At 67.0% G+C, this 6,756-nt stretch carries 7 protein-coding genes; all 7 read right to left on the reverse strand.

Going from position 1 to position 6,756, the window contains the following annotated elements; all coding sequences use genetic code 11:
• Positions 1-58: 58 nt before the first annotated feature.
• On the reverse strand, positions 59-394 hold the full coding sequence (locus ACNPM4_RS11120) for a hypothetical protein (protein ID WP_448985744.1): 336 nt from the start codon (positions 392-394) through the stop codon (positions 59-61).
• Positions 391-1,038 carry a hypothetical protein gene (locus ACNPM4_RS11125; RefSeq protein WP_448985745.1) on the reverse strand — a complete coding sequence of 216 codons (648 nt, stop codon included), beginning with the start codon at positions 1,036-1,038 and terminating at the stop codon, positions 391-393. Before ACNPM4_RS11125 ends, ACNPM4_RS11120 begins: the two co-directional genes overlap by 4 nt.
• A gap of 392 nt (positions 1,039-1,430) precedes the next feature.
• Positions 1,431-4,388 carry a DEAD/DEAH box helicase gene (locus ACNPM4_RS11130; RefSeq protein WP_448985746.1) on the reverse strand — a complete coding sequence of 986 codons (2,958 nt, stop codon included), beginning with the start codon at positions 4,386-4,388 and terminating at the stop codon, positions 1,431-1,433.
• 46 nt (positions 4,389-4,434) lie between these two features.
• Positions 4,435-4,845, reverse strand: a complete 411-nt coding sequence (gene nusB, locus ACNPM4_RS11135) for a transcription antitermination factor NusB (protein ID WP_029263345.1) — start codon at positions 4,843-4,845, stop codon at positions 4,435-4,437.
• A gap of 3 nt (positions 4,846-4,848) precedes the next feature.
• Complete coding sequence (gene efp / locus ACNPM4_RS11140; RefSeq protein WP_029263344.1) at positions 4,849-5,409, reverse strand: elongation factor P; 561 nt, start codon at positions 5,407-5,409, stop codon at positions 4,849-4,851.
• A 212-nt stretch (positions 5,410-5,621) separates the two neighbouring features.
• Positions 5,622-6,056 (reverse strand): type II 3-dehydroquinate dehydratase, encoded by a 435-nt coding sequence (aroQ, locus tag ACNPM4_RS11145; RefSeq protein ID WP_448985747.1) that lies wholly within the window; start codon positions 6,054-6,056, stop codon positions 5,622-5,624.
• Positions 6,053-6,756, reverse strand: a 704-nt coding sequence (locus ACNPM4_RS11150; protein WP_448985748.1) for a 3-dehydroquinate synthase family protein, incomplete at its 5' end; no start/stop codon positions are given. The genes ACNPM4_RS11150 and aroQ, both read right to left, overlap by 4 nt.

The raw sequence follows: 6,756 nt of genomic DNA on the forward strand, positions 1-6,756 counted from the left end.
CGAAGAACCCGCGGCGGCCTCACCGACACATCGCCGCGCGAGGCCGCCGTGCCACACTTCAGGCGTCGGAGCCGTGGGGGTATCGCAGGCGGGCCGCTCCGATGACCAACAAGGTGATGAGCGCTGCCAATGCGACTATCAGGAGAGCAGTGGCGCCTACGGATCCGGTGATCGTCACGGCCGGAGCATATTCCCGTCCGGCAGCGCCGCGAAACGTCGCGATAAATGGAATCGCGATCGTCGTCCCGCCGCCGAACGCCACGGCCGCGCATAGCATCCATCCAACGAGCACGATCCCGACCGAGATGAGGAGTGAATGGAGAACGACCAGGCAATAGCCAACCATCGACGAAGCCGGGCCGCGCATTCCGATCGCCCCTTCAGCGCTCGTCATCGTACGCACCTGGCAGTGAAGCCATTCTTCGTGGACAGCTCGGGATACTTCCCCATCGCCCGGCACGTGTTCCACCAGCTGACAACGATCCACGTAGCGACACCGAGTACCGCCGCGGCAACGACGATCATCGCAATCGTCGTCACGACGATGACGACCAGGGGGAGAGGATCGGCAACGACGGGGTACGCCACGTCGCTGAGCTCCTGATGCTTGACGATCTGCGTCAAGGTCGTTCCCTCGACGATGTAATGCGTTGGTACTGCCTCGCCATTGGCGTCGCGGGCCCAAGCCGGCTCAAAGACCACCTTGGTCACACCTTGCGCGTCAATGATCTGCGCCCCGCCTTCGTCGGTCGCCACGAGCCTGTGCCCTGCGGGAATCGACAGGCCATACGCGTAAGACTCGGACGCCAGTTCATTCTCGATGACCGAGAGGAGCTGTACGCCTCCCTCCGTCGGAACGATGGCGTTGGAGCTCTCACCGCCAGAGGCAAACGCGACGGCGCCGTTCTCTAGCGTACTGGCGGGGGCTGAGGTTGCTGCATTGGGGAGAGATATCCCGAGCGAGAACTCCCCTACGGTCATGGAAACGCCATCTCTGGCGTTGGCCGGGATGATCACGTCCAGATAGCCGTCGCTCATCACAGGACTAGCATTGTCCTGCGCTGGCGACTGGGAGCCGACGGGGTGCTGGAGCAAACCTTCACCCAGGTTGCCGAGAGCGCTTGCGACTGCCTGATCCTCCTCACCATATGAGGACGTACCTTCCTCGGCGAGAGCCGGTGTAGCCGTCACCATTGTTGCAGCCAACGCTCCCGCAATGATGATTCCTACTGTCCGGTTCGTTCTCATGTGCATCTCCAAGCCTCCTCTATTTGATCCCCGCTAACCGGTAACACGCTAGCTGTGTACGGGTTGCGACTGCTTGCGCACCGAACTTCCCGTAGATGCGCCCCACCCACCCCGTCCGGCTTGAGCTGTCCAAACGACGTGCCCGCGCTCGTCCTCCTTCGAACCTCGCGGCGAGAGACAGGTCAGGCCTCGAACAGCCCGCGGATGTCTTCGGCGGAGAGGGACTGCGCGAACAGTGCCTCGTCGTCCAGCACCGCCGTGAACAGGCGCGCCTTCCGACGCTGGAGTTCGAGCACCTTCTCCTCGATCGTGCCCGTGGCGATCATGCGGTAGACGAACACCTGGTTGTCCTGACCGATGCGGTGCGTGCGGTCCACGGCCTGCGCCTCGGCGGCCGGGTTCCACCATGGGTCGAGAAGGAACACGTAGTCGGCCTCGGTCAGGGTGAGTCCGAATCCGCCGGCCTTCAGGCTGATGAGGAACACCGGCTGCTCCCCCGACGTGAAGCCGTCGACCACCTTCTGGCGGTGCCGCGTCGAGCCGTCCAGATGCGCATACGGGATGCCTGCGGCATCAAGGCGTGCCGCGGCCATGTCGAGGAACGACGTGAACTGGCTGAACACCAGAGCCCGATGGCCCTCGGCCTGCAGCTCGATCACGCGCTCGAGTAACACGTCGAGCTTGCGCGAGCCGATCTTCGCGTCTTCGGGATCGATCAGTCCGGGAGCCAGGCTGAGCATGCGCATGAGGGTCAGAGAGCGGAACACGATGAAGCGGTTGCGGTCGAGGTCTTCCAGCAGTCCCAGCACCTTCTGCCGCTCGCGCTGCAGGACGACCTCGTAGAGCGCCCGGTGGGAGGAACTCAGCTCGACCTCGAGGATCTGCTCCTGTTTCGCCGGCAGCTCCGGCGCGACGAGTTCTTTCGTGCGCCGCAGCAGGAGCGGGCGGATGCGGCGGCGCAGCCGTTCGAGTCGGCGCTGCCGATAGGCGCCGCCCTCCTCGTTCTCGGGGACCTTGCCCTGCTCGATCGGCTGGATGTAGTCCTCGCGGAACTTCCGGGCAGAGGCGAAGAGGCCCGGAGCGGTCAGCTTGAGCAGTGCCCACAGCTCGCTGAGGCTGTTCTCCATCGGCGTTCCGGTGACCGCGAAGGTGACGTCGGCGGGGAAAGTCGCGACCGCGCGGTGCAGCTTGGTCTCGGGGTTCTTCACGAACTGGGCTTCGTCGAGGATGAGTCCGGCCCACTCGACACCGGCGTACGAGTCTTCGTCGAGCCGTGCGACGGCATAGGTCGTGATCACGAGGTCGATGTCACCCAGCGAGGATGCCAGCGGTGGCCCCTGTGTGCTCGCCCTGACCTGCACGCGCAGCGCCGGCGCGAATCGTGCGGCCTCGCCGCGCCAGGTCGCGAGGACAGACGTGGGCACGACGACGAGGAACGGTCGCCGCTCCCCCGCTTCGCGCGCGTGCATGATGAGCGCCAGCAGCTGCAGCGTCTTGCCGAGGCCCATGTCGTCGGCGAGGATGCCGCCGAGACGGTGCGCCCAGAGAAAGGCGAGCCAGTCCAGACCCTCTTTCTGATAAGGGCGGAGTTCGGCCGTGATTCCCTGCGGCACCGCGACCGCCGGCACGGAACTCGCCCGACGCAGCCCGTCGGCCGTCGCCCGCCATGTCACTGCGGGAAGAGCCTCGTCGGCGAGATCCTCGAACTCCTCCCAGAGATCGGTCTGATGTCGGCTGATCCGCGGGCCGGCTTCCCACTCCTCGAGTTCGCCGGCCTCCTCGATCAGTTCGCGGAGGCGGTCGAGCGCCCGGTGATTCAGGGAGAAATAGCCGCCGTCGGAGAGCAGGAGCTTCTTCTTGCCCTTGCTCAATGCGGTGAAGAGGGGTCCGAACGGGATGGTGCGGCCGTCGATCTTCACCAGGACGCCGAGATCGAACCAGTCGGGATCGGTGCTCTCGACCGTGGTCACCGTGATCTCGGGCTCGCCCGTGAGCTCGTGATAGCTCTTGCTGCGGCCGGTGATGGTGACGGTGACGCCCTCGGCCTCGAGCGCCGGCACCACTCGGGTGACGAATTCGGCGGCCGCGATGTCGTGGAAAGCCCCGGTGGGCGCGAGCTCCTCCCCCAGTCGTTCCGTCCACACGGCCTGAAGCGCATCCCTGAGCGCATCTTCGGCGACGGTGTCTCGCACCGCATCGGAACTCGGCGTGAAAGGCACGAGTCCGAACCCGCGGTAGTCCCACGCGAACGAATACTTGACGGTGTCGCCCCGTTGGAAGGACAGCTCCACCACGGCACGGGGCGCCGGAAGAGGAGGCAGCTCGACCCGACCGACCGGCCGCACATCGATGCGACGCGCCAGCAGCGGGTAGGCATCACGGAAGAATGCCGCCTCGTCACCGGCAGGCACCTCGAGACCCTTGCCGGCGCCGAGCAGGGCGTGCACGGGGCGGCTGATCGCCACCTCGGCCAGCGTGACACGGAGATTCGTGCCGCGTTGTGCGACCTCGTACAGACCACTGTGCCCGATCGGATGCACGGCGAGCGGGTCGACCTCGCGGCCGTCGATCGTGACGGCCGGGTGCACGATGAGGCCTCCGCCCTCGCGTCCGACGGTGGCGCCGATCGATGCGCGCTCCGCGAGCACGACGGTCGTGCTCTTCTGGGCGGCGACGAGGGGGATGCCGACGTCAGCCGCGGCACGCAGATGCCCCCAGAGCAGGCCGGACTCGATCAGGTCGGCGACCAGCCAGTCGCCGGCCGTGCCCGACAGAAGAGTGTCGCGCGCGATGCTGAGCAGATCGGCGAACCACCGCGACCGGTCGCGTCCGTACTGCGTGGGCGAGCGGCGGACGGCGTCCCACGATGCCGTGCCCTGCACCCAGGCGCCGGTCGACGCGCTCTTCTCGAGCGGCCGGATGCCGAGCAGGATCTCGCCGGTACGCTTCGCCACGTCGCGCGCGGTCGCCGTGCGCTGCGGGCGGGACGCCCACGGGTTCGCGCCTCGGCCGTCGCGCAGCCGCAGTTCCACGCCGAGTGCGAGTGGAGTTTCTGCGTCGTCGCGCGGAGAACCGAGAATCGACCGCCAGTCCGCGGATGACGAGCCCTCCGAGCGGGACGGATCGGACGCGAGGGACATGCCCCCATCCTCTCCGACACCACCGACAGTGCCTCGCGGCGGACGATCAGGCGGAGCGGGCTACCCGCGCGAGGACGCCGTGCACGAACGCGCCGGAGTCGTCGGTCGAGAACTCCTTCGCGAGCTCCACGGCCTCGTCGATCGCCACGGCCGTCGGAACCTCGTCGTTGTAGAGGATCTCCCACACCGCGATGCGGAGCAGCGCGCGGTCGACCGCGGGCATCCGCTCGAGCTTCCAGTCGCGGCTGTGCGTCGTGATCTGCTCATCGATCTCGTCGCGCTGGTCGATGATGCCGTCGACGATCTCGCGGGCGTAGAGCCAGGAGGCCTCACGTGCAGGCTCGCTGGCCGCACGCTTCGCCTCGGCCGCCAACGTCACGGCGATGTCATCCCCGCGCACATCGGCGGAGAACAGGATGTCGAGAGCGCGCTTGCGCGCCTTCGTCCGGGCGCTCACGCCTTACTTCTCGCGGCCGAGGTAGTCACCCGTGCGGGTGTCGACCTTGACCTTGGTGCCGGTCTCGACGAACAGCGGCACCTGGATCTCGTAGCCGGTCTCGAGCGTCGCGGGCTTGGTGCCGGCCGACGAGCGGTCGCCCTGCAGGCCCGGCTCGGTGTAGGTGATCTCGAGGATCACGGATGCCGGAAGGTCGATGTACAGCGGGTTGCCGTTGTTCAGGGCGATGGTCACGGCCTGGTTCTCGAGAAGGAAGTTCTTCGCGTCGCCGACAGTGGCGGCGCCGACCGTGATCTGGTCGAAGTCGGTCTGATCCATGAAGACGTAGCCGTCGCCGTCGGTGTACAGGTACGTGTAGTCGCGGCGGTCGACGTTCTCGATCTCGATCTTCGCGCCCGCGTTGTACGTGCGGTCGACGACCTTGCCGGAGACGACGTTCTTCAGCTTCGTGCGCACGAACGCGCCACCCTTGCCGGGCTTGACGTGCTGGAACTCGATGACGCTCCAGAGCTGCCCGTCGATGCTGAGGACGACGCCGTTCTTGATGTCTGCGGTAGATGCCATGCGCTGCGAGTTCCGTTCGTGTGTCTGCGGGTTCGGACGAGGCCGACAGTCGAGTCTAAGGGATGAGCGGCCGGACCCCCGCACGGCCCATGCCGTGGAGCAGCCCATCCCACGAGAACGTAGGCCCGCAGCACCGCCTCGCACGCCCCGTGGACGTCATCCGTTTCGGCGCTCAGCTGATGGCCATCGCGGTGGACGGCGACTCGTTTCGATCAGAGGTGCGTGACCAGTTCGCGCACGGCGTCGGCATATCCGTCGACGCCGCGTCCGGCGATGCGGACCACGGCGACATCATGCAGGTAGGAGTGGTGGCGGAACTCCTCGCGCGCGTACACATCAGAGATGTGCACCTCGGCGAACGGCAGCGCGACACCGGTCAGCGCGTCCCGCAGCACTACGGACGTGTGCGTGAGCCCCCCGGGGTTGATCACGATGGCCGCGCAGTCCTCGCGCGCGGCGTGGATGGCGTCGATCAGGACGCCCTCGTGGTTGCTCTGCACCGCGCGCACCTCGAAGTCGAACTCGGCGGCGGCAGCAGCGGTGATCCGCTCCACGTCGGCGAGCGTGGCGGTGCCGTAGACATCGGGTTCGCGCGTGCCCAGCAGGTTCAAATTCGGGCCGTTGACGAGGAGAATGCGGCGGCTCACGCACCCACCTCCTGGTAGGCGGCGAACATCAGCGACTCGTCCGGGGCCTGCAGCACGGTGGGCTTGGCGATGTCGTCGAGCAGGATGAACCGCAGCATCCCGCCGCGACTCTTCTTGTCGCGCTGCATCGTGGCGAGCAGCTGCGGCCACGCGCCCGCCCGGTAAGAGGTGGGAAGACCCAGCGACTCCAGGATGGTGCGGTGGCGCTCAGCCGCGGTATCCGAGAGCCGGCCGGCAAGGCGTGAGAGTTCCGCGGCGTACAGCATCCCCACTGAGACCGCCGCGCCATGCCGCCAGCGATACCGCTCGGCGTGCTCGATCGCGTGCCCGAGGGTGTGTCCGTAGTTGAGGATCTCGCGGAGCCCCGCTTCGCGGAAGTCGTCGGAGACCACCTCGGCCTTCATGGCGATCGCCAGTTCGATCGCACGACGGAACTCGTCGGTGGTCGTGTCCACCGCGCGAACGGGATCGGCCTCGATGATGTCGAGGATCTCCGGTGCCCAGATGAACCCGGCCTTGACCACCTCGGCGAACCCTGCCGTCGCCTCGTTCGGGCTGAGACTGGCGAGCTCGTCGAGGTCGCCGATCACGGCGCTGGGCGCCCAGAACGCGCCGACGAGGTTCTTGCCCTCGGCGGTGTTGACGCCCGTCTTTCCGCCGACCGCGGCGTCGACCAGTCCGAGCACGGTGGTGGGTACCT

It is taken from the genome of Microbacterium umsixpiens (assembly GCF_053543675.1).

Coding starts and splice junctions, on each gene's coding strand:
- ACNPM4_RS11120 (WP_448985744.1), bottom strand. CDS start 394: ATGACGAGCGCTGAAGGGGCGATCGGAATGCGCGGCCCGGCTTCGTCG.
- ACNPM4_RS11125 (WP_448985745.1), bottom strand. CDS start 1,038: ATGAGCGACGGCTATCTGGACGTGATCATCCCGGCCAACGCCAGAGAT.
- ACNPM4_RS11130 (WP_448985746.1), bottom strand. CDS start 4,388: ATGTCCCTCGCGTCCGATCCGTCCCGCTCGGAGGGCTCGTCATCCGCG.
- efp (WP_029263344.1), bottom strand. CDS start 5,409: ATGGCATCTACCGCAGACATCAAGAACGGCGTCGTCCTCAGCATCGAC.